21 protein-coding genes are annotated in these 19,362 nt (G+C 56.4%); 6 read left to right on the plus strand and 15 right to left on the minus strand.

The annotated features are described in order from the left end of the window. Window positions 1–36: 36 nt before the first annotated feature. Complete coding sequence (locus CHB79_RS06460; RefSeq protein ID WP_089359304.1) at window positions 37–750, minus strand: tRNA-uridine aminocarboxypropyltransferase; 714 nt, start codon at window positions 748–750, stop codon at window positions 37–39. A 242-nt stretch (window positions 751–992) separates the two neighbouring features. On the opposite strand from CHB79_RS06460, the gene CHB79_RS06465 reads away from it, so the two are divergent. After that, complete coding sequence (locus CHB79_RS06465; protein WP_010490436.1) at window positions 993–1,391, plus strand: quorum-sensing-regulated virulence factor family protein; 399 nt, start codon at window positions 993–995, stop codon at window positions 1,389–1,391. A gap of 253 nt (window positions 1,392–1,644) precedes the next feature. Further along, window positions 1,645–2,721 (plus strand): LOG family protein, encoded by a 1,077-nt coding sequence (locus CHB79_RS06470; protein ID WP_089359305.1) that lies wholly within the window; start codon window positions 1,645–1,647, stop codon window positions 2,719–2,721. A 7-nt stretch (window positions 2,722–2,728) separates the two neighbouring features. Here the strand turns inward: CHB79_RS06470 and recX are convergent, their stop codons facing one another. The 3 genes from recX to CHB79_RS06485 form a co-directional block, all read right to left on the minus strand. Beyond that, window positions 2,729–3,184 carry a recombination regulator RecX gene (gene recX, locus CHB79_RS06475; protein WP_089359306.1) on the minus strand — a complete coding sequence of 152 codons (456 nt, stop codon included), beginning with the start codon at window positions 3,182–3,184 and terminating at the stop codon, window positions 2,729–2,731. Window positions 3,185–3,189: 5 nt separating this feature from the next. Further along, on the minus strand, window positions 3,190–4,233 hold the full coding sequence (gene recA, locus CHB79_RS06480) for a recombinase RecA (protein ID WP_010490430.1): 1,044 nt from the start codon (window positions 4,231–4,233) through the stop codon (window positions 3,190–3,192). 86 nt (window positions 4,234–4,319) lie between these two features. Then, a complete protein-coding gene (locus CHB79_RS06485; RefSeq protein WP_089359307.1) occupies window positions 4,320–4,832 on the minus strand; it encodes a CinA family protein in 513 nt (170 codons plus the stop codon). A 78-nt stretch (window positions 4,833–4,910) separates the two neighbouring features. Between CHB79_RS06485 and mutS the strand changes: the two genes are divergently transcribed. Further along, window positions 4,911–7,484, plus strand: coding sequence for a DNA mismatch repair protein MutS (gene mutS, locus CHB79_RS06490; RefSeq protein ID WP_089359308.1), 2,574 nt, complete (start codon window positions 4,911–4,913; stop codon window positions 7,482–7,484). Between the two features lie 139 nt (window positions 7,485–7,623). Continuing rightward, a complete protein-coding gene (gene fdxA, locus CHB79_RS06495; protein ID WP_010486824.1) occupies window positions 7,624–7,947 on the plus strand; it encodes a ferredoxin FdxA in 324 nt (107 codons plus the stop codon). A 456-nt stretch (window positions 7,948–8,403) separates the two neighbouring features. Here the strand turns inward: fdxA and rpoS are convergent, their stop codons facing one another. The 9 genes from rpoS to CHB79_RS06540 form a co-directional block, all read right to left on the minus strand. Continuing rightward, window positions 8,404–9,414: an RNA polymerase sigma factor RpoS gene (rpoS, locus tag CHB79_RS06500; RefSeq protein WP_089359309.1), complete on the minus strand. Its 1,011-nt coding sequence runs from the start codon at window positions 9,412–9,414 to the stop codon at window positions 8,404–8,406. A 106-nt stretch (window positions 9,415–9,520) separates the two neighbouring features. Beyond that, window positions 9,521–10,351, minus strand: a complete 831-nt coding sequence (locus CHB79_RS06505) for a peptidoglycan DD-metalloendopeptidase family protein (protein WP_010486820.1) — start codon at window positions 10,349–10,351, stop codon at window positions 9,521–9,523. A 48-nt stretch (window positions 10,352–10,399) separates the two neighbouring features. Then, a complete protein-coding gene (locus CHB79_RS06510) occupies window positions 10,400–11,338 on the minus strand; it encodes a polyprenyl-phosphate transporter (protein WP_010486818.1) in 939 nt (312 codons plus the stop codon). 234 nt (window positions 11,339–11,572) lie between these two features. Continuing rightward, complete coding sequence (locus CHB79_RS06515) at window positions 11,573–12,208, minus strand: protein-L-isoaspartate(D-aspartate) O-methyltransferase (RefSeq protein WP_176443170.1); 636 nt, start codon at window positions 12,206–12,208, stop codon at window positions 11,573–11,575. Window positions 12,209–12,249: 41 nt separating this feature from the next. Beyond that, window positions 12,250–12,999: a 5'/3'-nucleotidase SurE gene (gene surE / locus CHB79_RS06520; RefSeq protein ID WP_029529493.1), complete on the minus strand. Its 750-nt coding sequence runs from the start codon at window positions 12,997–12,999 to the stop codon at window positions 12,250–12,252. After that, window positions 12,987–14,045, minus strand: coding sequence for a tRNA pseudouridine(13) synthase TruD (gene truD, locus CHB79_RS06525; RefSeq protein ID WP_089359310.1), 1,059 nt, complete (start codon window positions 14,043–14,045; stop codon window positions 12,987–12,989). Before truD ends, surE begins: the two co-directional genes overlap by 13 nt. Beyond that, on the minus strand, window positions 14,042–14,515 hold the full coding sequence (gene ispF, locus CHB79_RS06530; RefSeq protein WP_089359311.1) for a 2-C-methyl-D-erythritol 2,4-cyclodiphosphate synthase: 474 nt from the start codon (window positions 14,513–14,515) through the stop codon (window positions 14,042–14,044). Before ispF ends, truD begins: the two co-directional genes overlap by 4 nt. Window positions 14,516–14,635: 120 nt before the next feature. After that, window positions 14,636–15,487, minus strand: coding sequence for an S-formylglutathione hydrolase (fghA, locus tag CHB79_RS06535; RefSeq protein WP_089359312.1), 852 nt, complete (start codon window positions 15,485–15,487; stop codon window positions 14,636–14,638). 150 nt (window positions 15,488–15,637) lie between these two features. Next, complete coding sequence (locus CHB79_RS06540; RefSeq protein WP_089359313.1) at window positions 15,638–16,750, minus strand: S-(hydroxymethyl)glutathione dehydrogenase/class III alcohol dehydrogenase; 1,113 nt, start codon at window positions 16,748–16,750, stop codon at window positions 15,638–15,640. A 166-nt stretch (window positions 16,751–16,916) separates the two neighbouring features. On the opposite strand from CHB79_RS06540, the gene CHB79_RS06545 reads away from it, so the two are divergent. Together CHB79_RS06545 and CHB79_RS06550 are read left to right on the plus strand one after the other, a co-directional pair. Further along, entirely contained in the window at window positions 16,917–17,807 is an 891-nt protein-coding gene (locus tag CHB79_RS06545; RefSeq protein WP_010486805.1) for a LysR substrate-binding domain-containing protein, read from the plus strand. Window positions 17,808–17,903: 96 nt separating this feature from the next. After that, complete coding sequence (locus tag CHB79_RS06550; RefSeq protein WP_010486803.1) at window positions 17,904–18,218, plus strand: HPF/RaiA family ribosome-associated protein; 315 nt, start codon at window positions 17,904–17,906, stop codon at window positions 18,216–18,218. Window positions 18,219–18,332: 114 nt separating this feature from the next. Here CHB79_RS06550 and ispD read toward each other — a convergent pair whose 3' ends face one another. Continuing rightward, window positions 18,333–19,043: a 2-C-methyl-D-erythritol 4-phosphate cytidylyltransferase gene (gene ispD / locus CHB79_RS06555; RefSeq protein WP_089359314.1), complete on the minus strand. Its 711-nt coding sequence runs from the start codon at window positions 19,041–19,043 to the stop codon at window positions 18,333–18,335. An 18-nt stretch (window positions 19,044–19,061) separates the two neighbouring features. After that, the gene (gene ftsB / locus CHB79_RS06560) at window positions 19,062–19,340 is read right to left on the minus strand and encodes a cell division protein FtsB (RefSeq protein ID WP_010486799.1); all 279 of its coding nucleotides are present in this window, start codon (window positions 19,338–19,340) and stop codon (window positions 19,062–19,064) included. Between the last annotated feature and the right edge of the window lie 22 nt (window positions 19,341–19,362).

Here is a 19,362-nt window from a genome sequence, read left to right on the forward strand (position 1 = left end):
GACCAGCCGTCAAACAATCGATTGACGGCTGCAATGCTATTCCAGAAACGGCTGCAACCTGCGGTGCACTGGGTCGGCCAGGTCAACAGCGCGCGGCGCCTTGGCCGCCAGGTAATGTTGGCTGAACACGTCGAAATAGGCATTCAGGCCGTCGGCGGCGCGCTGGTCACCAGCCAGTTCAAGACACAAGGCCGCGACTTCGGCAGTACAGAGTTGTTCGTTACGGGTAGAACGGCGCAGGTGATAACGCGACAGGCGTTCCGGTGACAGGCTCAGCACCGGCAGGTTATCCAGATAAGGGCTCTTGCGGAACATTTTGCGCGCCTCGGTCCAGGTCGCATCAAGCAGCACGAACAACGGCCGCTTGCCTGGCGCTACATCAACCTGGCTGACGACCCGCTCAGGTGCAACGTACTCCCCCGGAAAGACAAGATATGGCTGCCACTGTGGATCATTGAGCAACGCAGGCAGGGCCGGATCAACTTCGGTCCGTAGCCAACCGAAAGCACTGGTTTGAGCAACTACGTCCGCGATAAGCCAGCCAGTATTACTCGGCTTAAGCACTTCCACGTCATGCATGATCAGGCACATGGCCGATTGCGTATCTATGCGTGGACGCCAGGCGCACAAACAATGGCTCTGGGCAATTCTGCATTGATCACAGCGCACGGCCTTGCAGCCCCTTGCCAGAAAGGGTTTTTCACTGCGCGCCAGACGCTTGTCTCGCAAACGCGCGACTGCATGGCTCATGGGCGCGGACCACGGTAAGAAAAGCTTGGCATATTCAGTCCTGGATTAATCGGCGCGCAGTCTAGCAAAGCCCGGCAAATCTGGCTTGTTTGAACGATTCAAGTCATCTTCAAACAAGGCTGGGCGAGTAATTTTTGTGCTTCCCCAAGGTACAACCCTGGCTTTGAGCGTTATCATAGCCACCAGCTGAACCTCTGCGGGTGCTTACCTGTCGAAGGATTGAAATGACTGTGGAGACTTGGATGTTACGCCTAACCGCTCTTACCCTGGCCCTGAGCCTACCCTTTGCCGCCCATGCTTCCTCGCTGAAAGAATACGAGCTGGCCAAGATGCTGCAAAGCGTCGCCCAGCAAAGTAGCGTTGGCACGCCCCGCGCCATCAACGCCGATATTCTCGACCAGGGCTACACGGTCGAAGGCCACACCCTGGTCAACCACCTCAGTGTGCAGCCACGGCATGCGGCGCAAATGCGCAACAACCTCGACGCTGTACGCGCCCAACTGGGCAAAAGCGTATGCAACAATGGCGGCTTCCATAAGTTGCTCAGCGAAGGCGCCGAATTGCGCTATGAATTTACGGAATACAAGACCAACAGGCCTATTGTTCGCGAGACGTTCGACAAGGCCGATTGCGGCCTGTAAGCCCGCTCGATAATGCTGCGCAGTTGATACCGGGCCGCCCCTGCTGCGGCCCCGCAAGCATAAGCAAATACCCATGTGCTGCAACCCATCACCTGATCGTTTTTTAATGGCTATCGACTTGCTGGTGCTCGCCGCTTTTTCAGAGGCCCTTGATCGCGAAGACGACAGTTGATCAAGCACCCCTCGAGCGCAGCAGCACTGGATCGTTGCACAGCCTATTATTATTGGCATGGACGGGCCAAGGAGACACAGCATGCCTTACGACGCCGATGACTATCTAGCCCGGCACTTTCAAGCCAGTGGTATTGATCTACGCAGTAAAGTTGATGAACTCACGTCGCTGATCGCCCCCGCCAACAGCCCCAACATCGAGCTGTACCGGGAGATGCTGATCACCGTTATTCGCATGGGCCAGGCAGACCGTAATCGCTGGGATGCCAAGATAATGCTGCAGACCCTACGTGAGATGGAGCATGCCTTTTGCGTGCTTGAACAGTTCAAACGTCGGCGCAAAGTCACGGTCTTCGGTTCGGCACGTACCCCGGTCGACCACCCGATTTACCAACTGGGCCGTGAGCTCGGGGCCCAACTTGCCCGCCACGACCTGATGGTCGTGACCGGCGCTGGCGGCGGCATCATGGCAGCGGCGCACGAAGGTGCGGGGCTCGACAATAGCCTGGGCTTCAATATCACCCTGCCCTTCGAGCAAAGCGCCAATGCCACTGTAAGCGGCTCGAGCCATCTTCTGTCCTTCCACTTTTTCTTTTTGCGCAAACTGTTCTTCGTCAAGGAAGCCGACGCGCTTGTACTTTGCCCCGGTGGTTTTGGCACATTGGATGAGGCCATCGAAGTGCTGACCCTGATACAAACCGGCAAAAGCCCGCTGGTACCAGTGGTGCTGCTTGATCAGCCAGGTGGCAGCTTCTGGTCAGAAGCCTTGCAGTTCATCGAGCGGCAACTCAAGGACAGCGGCTACATCCTTGCCAGCGACCTGAACTTGATGACCCTGGTCTACAGCGCCGATGATGCCGTTACGCAAATTACCCGGTTTTACAGCAACTACAATTCCAGCCGCTGGCTGAACAGGCAGTTCATCATTCGCCTCAATCACTCGCTCAATGCCCAAGCGCTGACAGCAATACGCAGCACATTTGCAGACATCTGCAAGGCCGATGATTTCCAACTACAGGACAAGGCGAAGGACGGCCAGGATACACCCGAGCTGGCACATCTGCCGCGCTTGACCTTCAGTTTTAACGGACGCAACCACGGACGGCTGCGCGAGTTGCTTGATTTCATCAACCTGCGTGAAAACTGGCTAAGCGCGTGACCGACAACTAACCGCTGAGCTTGCCGCGCAACAGCTCGCTGATAAGCTCCATCGGATAGCCTCGATAGCTGAGGAAACGGTGCTGCTTGGCCCGCTCGCGCATATCCTGCGGCAACTTCCCGGCATACTTGCGCTGCCAGACATCAAGCAGTTGCTCAGCCCAGTCAATGCCACTCTCGGCCAGCGCCTGCTCGACATCCGCGCGCAGCAAGCCTCGCTGAGACAGTTCTTCACGTATGCGCACAGGCCCGTAGCCCGAACGGGCACGGTAGCGGATAAAACTTTCCAGGTAGCGCGCTTCAGATAATAGGCCCTCTTGCGCCAAGCGATCGAGGGCAGGATCAATCAAGTCATCGGTTGCGCCGCGCTGGCGCAACTTACGTACCAACTCCACACGCCCGTGCTCACGACGCGCCAGCAAATCCATTGCTGCGCGCCTCACGGCCGTGGGGTTGTCGAGCATGGTGCTTAAGCGTCAACTTCAGCATCAACTGGCGCTTCAGCACCCGCCTTGGCAGGTGTTACCGGGACCAGCAGCTTTTCACGAATCAAGCCTTCAATGGTGCGAGCAACTTCTGGATTGTCTTCAAGGTACTTGGCCGAGTTGGCTTTGCCCTGACCAATCTTGCTGCCCTGGTAGCTGTACCAAGCGCCAGATTTTTCCAGGAAGCCATGCAGCACACCGAGATCGATGATTTCGCCATTACGGTAGATGCCCTTGCCGTAGAGAATCTGGAACTCGGCCTGGCGGAATGGTGGTGCGACTTTGTTTTTCACCACTTTCACGCGGGTTTCGCTGCCGACAACTTCGTCGCCCTCTTTGACCGCGCCAGTACGACGAATATCCAAACGTACCGAAGCATAGAACTTCAATGCGTTACCACCCGTGGTGGTTTCAGGGCTGCCGAACATAACGCCGATCTTCATCCGGATCTGGTTGATGAAGATCACCAGGCAATTGGCGTTCTTGATGTTACCGGTGATTTTACGCAGCGCTTGCGACATCAAGCGGGCCTGCAAGCCAACATGCATGTCACCCATTTCGCCTTCGATTTCAGCTTTTGGCACCAGGGCCGCCACCGAGTCGACCACAATGACGTCGATGGCATTTGAGCGCACCAACATGTCCGTGATTTCCAGTGCCTGCTCGCCGGTATCTGGCTGCGAGACCAGCAGATCGTCAACGTTTACCCCAAGCTTACCTGCGTACTCGGGATCCAGGGCATGCTCGGCGTCGACGAATGCGCAGGTAGCACCGAGCTTTTGCGCCTCAGCAATCACCGACAAGGTCAGTGTGGTTTTACCCGAGGATTCAGGACCGTAGATTTCAACGATACGGCCTTTTGGCAAACCGCCAATACCCAGCGCGATATCCAACCCCAAAGAACCGGTCGAGATGGCCGGGATAGCCTGGCGATCGTGATCGCCCATGCGCATGACCGCGCCTTTACCAAACTGCTTTTCAATCTGGCCAAGGGCAGCAGCCAGAGCGCGCTTCTTATTCTCGTCCATTGAAGTCCTCACGTGATCAAGAGGGCCTGACGGCCGCCAACAACTGTATAAGTAGCCAGTATTATTCCATAGCCTTGGCCGCCCGCCTACCCCAGAGTTGGATTTTCTTTTTCGAGCAGGCGTATCAGCCCCTCTAGGGCGGCTATAACCGTTTGTCGGCGGACACTTTGCCGATCACCGGCAAACTCTTTGCGCACGCTGTACAGCTGCTCGGAATCGCCCCAAGCCAACCAAACGGTGCCAACGGGCTTCTCTTTTGTGCCGCCATCAGGCCCGGCCACGCCACTGACGGCAACGGCATAGCGCGCACCACTTTGTTCTTGAGCACCACGCACCATGGCCTCGACCACTTCGCGACTTACAGCACCCAGCAGAACAAAAAGCTCAGGACCAACGCCCAGCTGTTTGGTTTTCTGTGCATTGGAATAAGTCACGTAGCCCGCTTCGAACCAGGCGGAGCTACCGGGTACGCGGGTAATGGCCTCGGCAATACCGCCGCCCGTGCAGGATTCAGCCGTACTGACCTGGGCATGCAAATCGGTCAGTTTGCGACCCAATTCAACTGCCAGGCGGGTTATCTCGGATTGATTTGCTTGCATCTTCACTCCGGGGTTAAGGCGGACTAGGTTGATACCGTACACTAGGCGCTTTTACGATTCAGCCGGACAGTTAAAACGATGAGCCAAAGCGATCTCAGCGCCCACACCCCGATGATGCAACAATATTGGAAGTTGAAGAACCAGCACCCCGACCAGCTGATGTTCTATCGCATGGGCGACTTCTATGAAATTTTCTATGAAGACGCCAAAAAGGCCGCAAAACTGCTCGATATCACCTTGACTGCGCGTGGCCAATCCGCCGGTCAAGCCATTCCCATGTGCGGCATTCCCTACCATGCTGCTGAAGGCTATCTGGCCAAGCTGGTCAAGCTCGGCGAGTCGGTGGTGATCTGCGAACAGGTCGGTGACCCGGCAACCAGCAAAGGGCCGGTTGAGCGCCAGGTCGTTCGCATCATCACGCCTGGCACCGTCAGTGATGAAGCACTGCTTGATGAGCGGCGTGACAACCTGATTGCCGCGGTACTTGGCGATGAACGCCTGTTTGGCCTGGCAGTGCTCGACATCACCAGCGGGCGCTTCAGTGTGTTGGAGATCAAAGGCTGGGAAAATCTGCTGGCGGAGCTTGAACGACTCAATCCGGTTGAACTGCTGATCCCTGATGACTGGCCACAAGACCTGCCCGCCGAGAAACGCAAAGGTGCCCGCCGCCGTGCACCCTGGGACTTTGAACGTGACTCTGCGCACAAGAGCCTGTGCCAGCAATTTGGTACTCAGGATCTCAAGGGCTTTGGTTGCGAATCACTGACCCTGGCGATCGGTGCCGCCGGTTGCTTGCTGGCCTACGCCAAGGAAACCCAACGTACAGCACTGCCTCACCTGCGCAGCCTGCGTCATGAGCGACTGGATGACACGGTGATTCTCGACGGTGCCAGTCGGCGTAATCTTGAGCTTGATATCAACCTGGCAGGTGGCCGTGAAAATACCCTGCAATCAGTGGTTGATCGCTGCCAGACCGCAATGGGCAGTCGCCTGCTGAGCCGTTGGTTGAACCGACCACTGCGCGACCGCAATATTCTCCAGGCGCGCCAGGAGTCCATCACCTGCCTGCTTGAGCGCTACCGCTTTGAAACCCTGCAGCCACAGCTCAAGGAAATCGGCGACCTGGAACGTATCCTCGCGCGTATCGGCCTGCGTAACGCACGGCCACGCGACCTGGCACGACTTCGCGATGCACTGGCGGCGCTACCAGAACTGCAAAGTGCCATGGCCATGCTCGAATCGCCACATCTGGCGTCACTGGCCACGACCGTCAGCACCTATCCCGACCTGGCTGCATTGCTTGGCAAGGCGATTATCGACAACCCACCTGCAGTAATCCGCGATGGTGGCGTACTCAAGACCGGCTACGACGCTGAACTTGACGAACTGCAATCCCTGAGCGAAAACGCCGGCCAGTACCTGATGGACCTGGAAACCCGCGAAAAAGCCCGCACCGGCCTGGCCAACCTCAAGGTTGGTTACAACCGCGTACATGGCTATTTCATCGAGTTGCCTAGCAAGCAGGCGGAGTCGGCCCCCGCTGATTACATTCGCCGGCAGACCCTCAAAGGTGCAGAGCGCTTCATCACCCCGGAGCTCAAAGAGTTCGAAGACAAAGCGCTTTCGGCCAAGAGTCGTGCACTGGCGCGCGAGAAGGTGCTGTACGAAGAATTGCTCGAGCATCTGATTACACAGCTTTCGCCCCTGCAAGACAGCGCCTCGGCCCTCGCCGAACTGGATGTACTGAGCAACCTGGCCGAGCGTGCGCTTAACCTGAACCTGAACTGCCCGCGCTTTGTCGACGAGCCCTGCATGCGCATCAACCAGGGCCGCCACCCAGTGGTTGAACAGGTACTAACCAAACCCTTCGTGGCCAACGACCTGAACCTCGACGACGACACCCGCATGCTGGTCATTACCGGGCCGAATATGGGAGGTAAGTCGACCTATATGCGCCAGACTGCGTTGATTGTCCTGCTCGCCCATATCGGCAGCTTTGTGCCTGCTGCGAGCTGCGAGTTGTCATTGGTCGACCGTATATTCACCCGCATTGGCTCCAGCGACGATCTAGCCGGGGGCCGCTCGACCTTTATGGTTGAAATGAGCGAGACCGCCAATATCCTGCACAACGCCACAGAACAAAGCCTCGTGCTGATGGACGAGGTTGGTCGTGGCACCAGCACCTTCGACGGCCTTTCCCTGGCATGGGCCGCCGCCGAACAGCTGGCTAAACTTCGTGCATACACCCTGTTTGCCACACATTATTTCGAGCTGACCGTACTGCCCGAAAGTGAGCCCTTGGTGGCCAACGTCCACCTCAACGCAACCGAGCATAACGAGCGCATCGTGTTTCTACACCATGTGCTGCCGGGCCCTGCAAGCCAGAGCTATGGTTTGGCGGTTGCCCAGCTTGCAGGTGTACCCGATGCAGTGATCCTGCGCGCACGCGAGCATCTGGCGCGGCTCGAAACCACTAGCTTGCCCCACGAACCGCCACGTACGGAGCCTGGAAAACCGGCTGCGCCACACCAAAGTGATATGTTTGCAAGCCTTGCACACCCGCTGCTTGAAGAATTGTCTAAGATCAATCCGGATGATTTGACCCCACGAAAAGCACTTGAACTGTTATATACATGGAAAACTCGAGTCTAACGCCCACGCCAACAAGCTGTTAGAATCCTGCGCGCTCGGAATAGCTATGTGCTAAAGCCTGGTACTGAAGTGAGCTTTTTCGAGCCGAGAGACTGTTTATGAGGGCAGTTTCGCGCCGTAGCCTGAGGAGAGAATTAGAATGACCTTCGTCGTCACCGACAATTGCATCAAGTGCAAGTACACCGACTGTGTGGAAGTCTGTCCGGTGGACTGCTTCTACGAAGGCCCGAACTTCCTGGTCATTCACCCTGACGAGTGCATTGACTGCGCTCTGTGTGAACCAGAGTGCCCAGCACAAGCCATCTTCTCTGAAGATGAGGTGCCTGAGGACATGCAGGAATATATCGAGCTGAATGCTGATCTGGCCGAGGTCTGGCCAAATATCACCGAGAAGAAAGAAGCGCTCGCTGATGCTGAAGAATGGGACGGTGTGAAAGACAAGCTTGAGCACCTAGAGCGCTAAGACTGTCTCTGCCGCCCGCAAAAGACCCGCTTCGGCGGGTTTTTTATTGGCTTGGGAACAGACAAGGTACAAATCGCAGGCAAAAAAAAGGGCGGTTTGACCCGCCCATTTTGTCCCTATTCCCTTTGTCTCCTACTCATCATCCTGATGAAATCGCATCCCGCGATTGTCCCTGGTCACAGTCCCTGGCGACCTGTGTTTATCCTTAAACACAGCTTGATAATAAGGGATTTTCAGCGCTTCACAAGTGCCTGAAAATCATCCAAACAGCCTATGAGCGCTTTGTAGAAAAAATAAAACCCTTACAATTCAACAGGTTATAAAAAATCCCACTCAATACCCCTACAAGTCTCATGGCAAATGACTGCATTAACCTACACCGGCGTAAGCGATCTCCTACATAGCATTGATACAAAAAAACCGGCATGAGCCGGTTCTTTTGCAAAGCCACTTAACTCACTGAAACAAGGCGTCACTCGACAAGCCATTTTTCTCAAGAATTTCACGCAGGCGTTTGAGCGCTTCAACCTGTATCTGCCTGACGCGTTCACGAGTAAGGCCGATCTCCTGGCCGACCTCCTCCAGCGTGCAATTCTCATGGCCACGCAAACCAAACCGCCTGACCACAACCTCGCGCTGCTTATCGGTCAATTCGCACAGCCACTGATCAATGCTCTGCGACAGGTCGTCATCCTGCAACAGTTCGCATGGATCAGTCGGACGCTCATCGGTGAGGGTATCAAGCAGGGTTTTATCAGAGTCAGAACCCAGTGAAACGTCCACCGAGGACACCCGTTCGTTGAGCCCAAGCATGCGCTTGACCTCACTGACGGGCTTGTCGAGCAAGTTGGCGATTTCTTCGGCGGAGGGTTCGTGATCGAGCTTTTGAGTCAGCTCGCGCGCGGCGCGCAGGTAGACGTTGAGTTCTTTGACCACATGGATTGGAAGACGAATCGTACGCGTCTGGTTCATGATTGCGCGTTCGATGGTCTGGCGAATCCACCAGGTCGCATAGGTTGAGAAGCGGAAACCACGCTCTGGGTCGAATTTCTCGACGGCGCGAATCAAACCGAGGTTGCCTTCTTCAATCAAGTCGAGCAATGAGAGGCCGCGATTGACATAGCGCCTGGCGATTTTGACAACCAATCGCAAGTTGCTTTCAATCATGCGTTTGCGACCAGCTGGATCGCCTTTTTGCGCCAGGCGGGCAAAAAACACTTCCTCCTCAGGACTGAGGAGCGGAGAAAAGCCAATTTCATTCAGATACAACTGCGTGGCATCTAGTGCACGCGTGTAATCAATGTACTTGTGCTGCTTGGGTGCAACTGTTTTCGCCTTGGCCTTGGAACGCTTTGGCGACGTCTCAACACTTAAATCTGCCCCATCCCCCAAGACGACATCTGACTCCATAAGGAGTACATCGTCGTCTACGTCAAACTCGGGCACTAGTTTTTTTGTGAGAGCCATTTCTTAATATCCCTTGCTGAGTTCGACAGCAAGCCCCGGTGCGACCCTCTCCCTGGAGACACCCGGGCCCGTCCCTCCTACGACGGGGAAACAGGCCGACAATAAGCTACTGGCGTGGCAAAAATTGCAAAGGATCTACAGGCTTGCCCTGACGGCGAATTTCAAAATGTAGCTTCACGCGGTCAGTGCCCGTTGAACCCATTTCAGCAATTGCTTGCCCTGCCTTGACCTTTTGCCCCTCTTTCACCAAGAGCCTGCGGTTATGTCCGTAGGCGCTTACGTAGGTACTGCTATGCTTGATGATCACCAACTCGCCGTAGCCCCGCAAACCACTTCCGGCGTAAACCACTGAGCCATCAGACGCAGCTAAAACAGGCTGGCCCAAATCTCCGGCGATATCAATGCCTTTATTCAAACTACCGTTTGAGGAAAATCGACCGATAACCAAACCTTTGGTAGGCCACGTCCAGCCAGATGATGTGCCACTCACCGATTGCACGGGTTTGGCGGTAACAGGGGGCTTCTTGACCACTGGCTTGGCCGTACTGCTCGATGTTGTCGGACGAACGGTACGTGTAGAGGAGCTTGACTTGGCCACCACAGAAGAGGGTTTCTTGCCGTCAAAACGAATCGGCTGACCGACTCTCAGCAAATAAGGTGCAGGGATACCATTGCGAGCTGCCAGTTCTTTCCAGTCCCAGCCAAAACGAAAGGCAATGGAATACAGCGTATCGCCACGCCGGACCAGGTACTGGCCGCTAGTGACATGAGGTTGCTTTGAGGTGATGGGCACCGGCCTACCGTTGCGATCCAAGACCTGAACGCCGCCTGAAGGCGCACTCGAACAGCCAGACAGGATCAACGATAGAGCCAAACCACTCAACAGGCATCGAGTGTTGCTATTGCGAATGCACGCTTGAATGGCGTCGAAACTCACCGGTCTCTCCCTTACTGGCTATTAGCGCCTGACACTATTGTGCAGGATTTATTGATTTTGGTCAGAACTTAACGGCTGACGCCCTGCCAACCACTCCAGCCCCAGAACAAGCGCCACCCCAAGCACGGCCAAGACGATTGCCAGTAACAGTTGCGGATCCTGGCCGCTAATTTCAGCAAAGCGCGCAGGCAGGAGATTAGCTTGCAACAAGGGAACCTGTTGTCCATGACGGTCGGTAAACCAGGTCAATGTCTCCTTCCATGGCCATATCTTGTTCAATGAGCCAAGCATCAAGCCTGTCAGGAAAGCCAGTGACAGGTCGCGGTAGCAGCGAAGCAGCCAGCGCAGGAAACCCGCAAAGCTCACCAGGCCAACAGCGCAGCCTGAGGCGAATAGCACCAGGACTGTGATGTCCAGGGCCTTTACCGAGCCCAATACAAAGCTGTACATCCCCAACAGGAGCAAGATGAAACTGCCCGAGATACCAGGAAGAATCATCGCGCAAATAGCGACAGCCCCCGCCAGGAATATGCTTAGCGGATCGGTATCAAGGTGCACCGGCGAAGCGACGGTAATCCAGTAGGCAAAACCTGCGCCGACGGCAAAACTGAGGATACGGGTCCAGTTCCAACGACTGATCTCTCGCGAAACCAAATGCGCCGACACCAGCACCAAGCCAAAGAAGAATGACCACACCGGAATAGGATGCTGCTCCAGCAAATAGGTAATCAACCGGGCAAGGCTGACGACACTGGTAAGAATGCCAGCAAAGAGCACCAGCAAGAATGTTGCATTGGCGGTCACCCAGGCCTCGCCGAAGCGCCCACGAACTGCCAGCAGCCCGGCACGCGGCATACTGGAGATAGACTTTAATAGCTCGTCGTATATACCGCTGATAAAAGCAATGGTGCCGCCCGACACGCCCGGTACAACATCCGCAGCGCCCATGGCCACACCCTTGGCGTAGAGCAAAAAATATTTTTTCATAAACCCGTCAAAGCAAATGCTGTGATCCCTCTGAAAAAACAAGCAAGCAAAGATAAGACAAGGCGCAACGACCAACGGGAGTAACAGCCAGAGGCTGGCCCGAAGAGCAAGCGCCAGCGAGTCAAAAACTGTGAAAAGTGACCGGGGTCGCGCTCGATTCTACGAGCTGTAAATGAGCATCTTGAACAGTTTTTAACGCGGTAATATCGAGCGCAGTAATTTTTCAGAGGCTCCCTAAGCCAGTGGTCCGTTAAGCAAAGGTACAAAGCGTACCGCATCAAGAATGTGCCGCGAATAACCTTGTTCATCACGAATGATCAACATCAGTTGCTGCACATCGCCGGTGCCAACCGGGATAACCAGTCGCCCACCCAGCGCAAGCTGGTCCAGAAGAGCCTGCGGCACCTCTGAAGCTGCAGCTGTGACAATAATTCCGTTATAAGGTGCCAGTGCTGACCAACCTTCCCAACCGTCCCCCCAGCGAAAGACCACATTGCGCAAATTCAGTTCGACCAAGCGCTCCTTGGCGCGATCTTGCAGCCCCTGGATGCGCTCAACGCTAAATACACGCTCTACCAGCTGCGCCAGCACGGCAGTCTGGTAACCCGAGCCGGTGCCGATCTCCAGTACCTTATCCAACGGGCCGGCTTCAAGCAGCAACTCGCTCATGCGCGCAACCATATAGGGTTGCGAAATGGTCTGGTTGTGGCCGATGGGCAAAGAAGTGTCTTCGTAGGCGCGATGAGAAAATGCCTCATCGACAAACATGTGGCGCGGCGTACGGCGAATAACCTCCAACACCTGGGCGTTGGACAGGCCTTCTTCATAGAGACGCTGGATAAGTCGCTCACGGGTCCGTTGTGAGGTCATGCCAATACCACGGCGGTTCATTTCATCTTGTTCGCGATTCATTAAACTAAGCTCTCCAGCCATGGTTGCAAGCTGTTAAAGCCATCCTGAAAAGTACGATCGAATTGTAATGGGGTGATGGATACATAGCCTTGCATCACCGCATGGAAGTCCGTGCCCTGGCCACCGTCCTCGGCATCACCAGCCACTGCAATCCAGTAACCGACCTTGCCGCGTGGGTTAATCGCCTTGACGGGCGGCGCGGCACGACCGCGATGACCAAGGCGAGTCACTTGAATGCCACGAATATGCTCCAAAGGTAAATTGGGGATATTCACATTAAGCACAGTACGCGGTGGCAGATCGAGGTGTTCATGCGCTTCGACCAGCTTGCGGGCGAAGTAGGCAGCTGTCGGTAGATTATCAGCATTGCGTGACAGCAAGGAGAAGGCGAATGCCGGCCGCGAGAGGAAGCGCCCCTCAAGTGCGGCGGCGACTGTCCCCGAATAAAGCACATCGTCACCGAGATTAGCGCCCAGGTTAATCCCGGAAACGACCAGGTCAGGCACTTCGGGCAGCAGCCCATTGAGTCCCAGGTGCACGCAATCAGTCGGCGTGCCATTAATGCTGATATAGCCATTATCCAGCGTGCAAGGATGCAGCGGACGATCAAGGGTCAGCGAACTGCTGGCGCCGCTCTTGTCCTGATCCGGTGCTATCACCGTACAGTCGGCATAATCAGCTAACGCGGCATGTAGCGCGGCAACGCCCGGCGCCATGACCCCGTCATCGTTTGAAATTAGAATACGCATGGGTTGTCCGTATGCCCCGTCGGCAATAGATCGACAAGCTCGCGAACCACTACGGTAGCGAAGCATCCAGCCGGCAGGACGAATTCCAGTTGCAGAATGTCAGACTCGGGATAATGCCACGTAAGGCCTGCAATGGGGAGGCGCAGAATGCGACGTTCGTGCGCCATGTCCGCTTCTGCCAGCCACCAGGCCAAGTCTTTCTCAGTCTGGCCAATATCCTGTTCGAGTGCCTGGACCGCCCCAGCGGTTGGCGGTTCGCCCTGGCCCCAAAGCGGGCCGGTGGGATGCACATCAAGCGCGGCCAGCCGCGGATCACTGCACTCGGCTTCACCCGCCGGGAAAAAACTGCGGCTGTCGGTAAATGCCAGCAAGTCACCGACCTGCGCCTTGTTCCAACTGCCCGCCTCCACTCGCGCGGCCAAAACCTGATTGAACAAGTAGCTGCGTGCCGCCGATAGCAACCGTGAGCGGAGGTTGCGTTGCACGGGACGATCTTTGCGCTCGGCATACTGGCGGGCATCAAACAGGTTGCCGCCATCGAAACCGAAACGCTGCAGGCCGAAATAATTCGGAACGCCCTGCTCGCGCACAGCCTGCAGACGCGCCTCGAGGGCTTTACGGTCAGCGCTCAGCTGGGTCAGGCGCAAAATAAAGCCATTGGCAGCATGGGCACCACGCTGCAGTTTACGCTGGTGACGCACCTGCCTGAGGATGCTCAAGCTGGCATCTTCAGCTGCGTTCAGGTCCGGATTGGCCTTGCCCGGCAGATGCAGGCTGAACCATTGGCGGGTCAACGCCTGGCGATCCTTGAGCCCGGCATAGCTCACCAGCTTGAGCTGGACACCCGCGGCCTTGGCTAGACGCCGGGCCGCCTCCTCGGTATTGAGGCCACGCTTTTCAACCCAAAGCCACAAGTGCTCGCCATCACCAGCCAAGGGAATATCGAGCACTTCCTCGACCTGGAAGTCTTCGGCGCTGGCCTTGAGCAGCGCAGTGCCGCACGCAGCGCCATGGGCCTTGGGGCCCAGTAGTTCGAATTCATTCATGGGCGAACCAGCAGGGCCACAGCATGCACTGCAATACCCTCTTCGCGACCGGTATAGCCGAGCTTTTCGGTGGTGGTGGCCTTGACGTTGACCTGATCAAGATCAACCTCAAGATCCGCAGCAATCAGGGTACGCATTGCTTCGATGTGCGGCGCCATCTTCGGTGCCTGGGCAACAATTGTGCAGTCGACATTGCCGACCTGCCAGCCTTTGGCGGCGATCAAGGCGTACACATGCCGTAACAACATTCGGCTGTCGGCCCCTTTGAAGGTTGGATCGGTATCAGGGAAATGCTTGCCAATATCACCCAGCGCCAGGGCGCCGAGCAAGGCATCCGCCAGGGCATGCAAAAGCACATCACCATCCGAATGGGCAACAAGGCCAAAACGATGAGGAATCTGGATACCGCCGAGCGTAATGAACTCGCCCTCGCCAAAACGGTGCACATCAAAGCCGTGGCCAATACGCATGCTGCTACTCATATGAAAATCAGGCCCAATAAATATCAGGCCATGATTCTACAACGCTATGCCCCCAAGCTGGACATCGTTATGCGCTGCATAGAGGCCAGATCCCATGCAAAGCGTCGTTCAAGATGCTGCAGACAAAGCAGCCGCATGATGACGCAGGTGATCATCAATAAAGCTGGCAATGAAGTAGTAGCTGTGGTCGTAGCCCGGTTGCAAACGCAACTCCAACGGATGTCCGACGGCTTGCGCCGCGGCCTGCAGGGCTTCTGGCTTGAGCTGATCAAGCAGGAAGTCGTCGCGATCGCCCTGATCAACCAGGATCGGCAGACGCTCGCTGGCATCGGCCATCAAGGCGCAGGCGTCCCACTCACGCCAGCGTGAGCGCTCATCACCCAGATAGCGACTGAAGGCTTTTTCACCCCAGGGGCAATTCATTGGATTGGTGATGGGCGCGAATGCCGACATAGACTGATATCGCCCCGGATTACGCAGCGCGCAGACCAATGCACCATGACCGCCCATGGAATGCCCGCTTATGCCACGCCTGTCAGTGACCGGGAAGTTGGCCTCGATCAGGGCAGGCAGTTCATGCACCACGTAATCATGCATGCGGTAGTGACGCGCCCAGGGTTCCTGTGTTGCGTTGAGGTAGAAGCCGGCGCCCAGGCCGAAATCATATGCACCATCCGGATCATCCGCCACACCCTCGCCGCGCGGACTGGTATCCGGCGCCACGATAATCAAGCCAAGCTCGGCCGCCACCTTGTGCGCACCGGCCTTCTGCATGAAGTTTTCATCCGTGCAGGTCAGCCCCGAAAGCCAGTACAGCACTGGCAACTTCGCACCCTGCTCGGCCTGGGGTGGCAAATAAACCGCGAAGGTCATGTCGCAGTTGAGCGTGCTCGACCTGTGGCGGTAACGTTTGTGCCAGCCACCACTGCTTTTCTGGCAGGAAATATTTTCCAGACTCATCAATCCACTCCTGAACAGAGGGCTACCGGTCGCTCCAACAATATTGACCGGTAGCGATCTGCGTGCTCGCTTGGAAAACTGCTGAAAATACGCGCCAAGAGGGCGGCCTTGCAGCGCCGCCCCAGCTCGCGCAACCCGTCTTACAGCGCTTTAGAAGTTAATGACTGTGCGAATGCTTTTGCCTTCGTGCATCAGCTTGAAGGCTTCATTGATGTCTTCAAGCGGCATGTTGTGGGTGATAAAGGTATCCAGCGGGATCTCGCCCTTCTGTGCCTTTTCCACATAGCCTGGCAACTCGGTGCGACCTTTGACGCCACCGAATGCCGAGCCACGCCAGACGCGACCGGTGACCAACTGGAATGGGCGGGTCGAGATTTCCTGGCCAGCGCCGGCAACACCAATGATCACCGACTCACCCCAACCTTTGTGCGCACACTCAAGGGCCGCACGCATCAGTTGAACATTGCCGACGCATTCAAAGGAGTAATCCACACCGCCATCGGTCATTTCGACTATGACTTCCTGGATCGGCTTGGCGAAGTCTTTGGGGTTGATGAAATCGGTTGCCCCCAGTTCGCGGGCGATATCGAACTTGGCGGGATTGATGTCGATGGCAATGATGCGTGAGGCCTTGGCCATCTTCGCACCGATAATCGCCGCCAGGCCGATACCACCCAGACCGAAGATGGCAACAGTGGCGCCTTCCTCGACTTTGGCGGTGTTGAGCACCGCGCCAATGCCGGTCGTGACACCGCAACCCAGCAGGCAGACTTTTTCCAGCGGGGCTTCCTTGGGAATTTTGGCCAGCGAAACTTCAGGCAACACCGTGTATTCGGAGAAAGTCGAGCAGCCCATGTAGTGATACACAGGCTCGCCGTTGTAGGAGAAGCGCGAAGTGCCATCAGGCATCAAGCCCTTGCCCTGGGTAGCGCGTACCGAGCTGCACAGGTTGGTCTTGCCTGAAGTGCAGAACTTACATACACGGCACTCGGCGGTGTACAGCGGGATCACATGATCGCCGACTTCCAACGATGTCACGCCCTCGCCAACCGCTTCGACAATACCGCCGCCTTCATGCCCGAGAATGCACGGAAACACGCCTTCGGAGTCTTCGCCGGACAGGGTGTAGGCATCGGTATGGCAAACACCCGAGGCGACAATACGCACCAACACTTCACCAGCCTTGGGCGGCGCAACATCGACTTCGACGATTTGCAGCGGTTGGTTTGGCGCAAAGGCTACGGCAGCACGTGACTTGATCATGGAAGGCTCTCCTGCAGATAAATTCAGTGCAGCCAGTTTAGATCAGTGCTTATTTGGGAATAATCCATCAGATGGAAAAACATTATTGCCATACAGGGATAATCAGTGGATTTTCGGTAGAATTCGACCAGCAACCTGAATACTCACCCACCAACTGAGTGCGGCCATGAACAGCTGGGAAGGCATTGATGAATTTGTGGCAGTTGCCGAGTGCGGGCAATTTACCGCGGCGGCGGACCGGCTCAGCCTCTCGTCCTCGCAGGTCAGCCGACAGGTCGCTCGGCTTGAGGAGCGCCTGCAGACACGGCTGTTCTACCGCAGCACGCGCAAAGTGACCCTGACCGAGGCTGGGCAAACATTCCTGCAACATTGCCAGCGTTTGCTCGATGCTCGCGAAGAGGCCTTGCGCGTGGTCGGCGATCTCAACAGCCAACCCAAAGGCTTGCTGCGCATGACCTGTGCAGTCGCCTATGGCGAACGCTTTATCGTTCCGCTGGTGACTGAATTCATGGTCCGCCACCCACAGCTGCGGGTTGATATCGAGCTCAGCAATCGTCAGCTTGACCTGGTCCATGAAAGCCTGGACATGGCTATTCGACTGGGCCGCCTACAGGACTCAAGCCTGGTGGCGGCCAAACTTGCTCCACGCAAGATGTACCTGTGCGCCGCCCCCGATTACCTGATGCGCTACGGACGCCCCCACAGCCTGTCCGAACTCAGCCGACACAACTGCCTGATTGGCAGCTCCGACACCTGGAGTTTTAAAATCAACCAGCACGAGACCGCACAACGGGTCCAGGGTAACTGGCGCTGCAACAGTGGCCAGGCCGTGCTCGATGCAGCGCTACGCGGCCTGGGCCTTTGCCAGTTGCCGGACTACTACGTGCTGGAACATCTACGCAGTGGTGCGTTGATCTCCTTGCTGGAAAACCATCAGCCTCCAAACACCGCAGTCTGGGCGCTTTATCCACAGCAGCGCCACCTTTCCCCCAAGGTCCGCCAACTGGTTGATTTCCTCAAAGACGGGCTGGCCAAACGCCATGAATATGCTCAGTGACAGAATGTCACAGATTGCCCGGGAACCGCTTTAACCTCTGCATCGTCGTAGCTATAAGGCACTTATCCTGGCCTTGATCAATCAGAGGAAACGGTTATGCAAGTTCTGGTCAACAGTGACAAACATATTGAAGCCTCACTCGACTTAGTCACCAACGTACGCAGTCGTGTCGAACACAAGATCAAACGCTTCGAAGAGCACCTGACTCGAATAGAAGCGCATCTGAGCGATGAGAATGCCCACAAAAGCGGCACTCAGGATAAGCGCTGCCAGATAGAAGCCAGAATGAAAGGGCGCGACCCGATTTCGGTCACCCACAATGCCGAATCACTGCACCAGGCCATAGATGGCGCTATCGACAAGCTGAGCACGGTGCTGGACCGCAATGTGCGTAAAACCCGCGTCGCCTAGCCACTCATCCAGGTAACACTCTTCCAGGTAACAAGGTGGACGCCAGTCCTGCGTCCGCCTTTCCAGCTCGCAACATAATCACAGTATAGGCCGACGGACTTCGCGTTGCCTGCCTTACTGACGATCACGCCAGATGCGCGCCAGGTTATTCAGGTCTTCCTGGCGGGTAACCTTGATATTGTCGGCGCGCCCCTCGATCAATCGCGGCGCCTGCCCTGCCCACTCGACCGCCGACGCCTCGTCGGTAATGGCCACATCCGAGACCAGCGCTTCAGCCATTGCCCGGTGCAAAAAACCCAGGCGAAACATCTGCGGCGTATAGGCCTGCCAGATTACCGAGCGATCAACCGTTTCCTTGACGCGCCCATCGGCATTGGCACGCTTCAAGGTGTCGCGCGCGGGCACCGCCAGCAAGCCGCCCACGGGGTCATGAGCCAACTCGGCGAGCAGGAGATCAAGGTCTTCGCGAGCCAGGTTGGGTCTTGCGGCGTCATGCACCAGCACCCAGTCGTGTTCCTCTGCGCCCAACTCTGCCAGACGCAGCAAGGCATTGAGCACCGACTCGGCACGCTCATCACCGCCAACGGCCAATTCGATACGCGGGTCACTTGCACAAGGCAATTGCGCCCAGAACGGGTCATCCTCGGCCAGACTGATAACCAGGCCTTTAAGCCGTGGATGATCAACAAAGCACGCCAAGGTGTGTTCAAGGATGGTTTTACCGGCCAGCGGCAGGTATTGCTTGGGACGATCGGCACGCATACGGCTGCCAACACCAGCAGCCGGGATGATTGCCCAGAAGGCAGGGAGTTTTTGCAAGGTCATGACAAGGTCTTCGCGCAGTTATTCGGCCAGTTGATAGAGCGTCTCGCCATCTTTGACCATGCCCAGTTCGTGGCGTGCCCGCTCCTCGACAGTTTCCATGCCTTTTTTCAATTCGCGCACTTCCGCCTCGAGCACACGATTGCGCTCAAGCAGGCGCTCATTCTCGCCCTGCTGACTGGCAATCTGATGCTTCAAGTCCGTCACCTGCGCCAAGCTGCCGTCACCGACCCAAAGCCGATACTGCAGACCAGCCAGCATTAAAATCAGAACCGGGAACAACCAATAGGCTTTACGCATAACAACCAGAAAATCCGTCCGA

Source organism: Pseudomonas segetis (genome assembly GCF_900188155.1).
Classification (GTDB): Bacteria; Pseudomonadota; Gammaproteobacteria; order Pseudomonadales; family Pseudomonadaceae; genus Aquipseudomonas; species Aquipseudomonas segetis.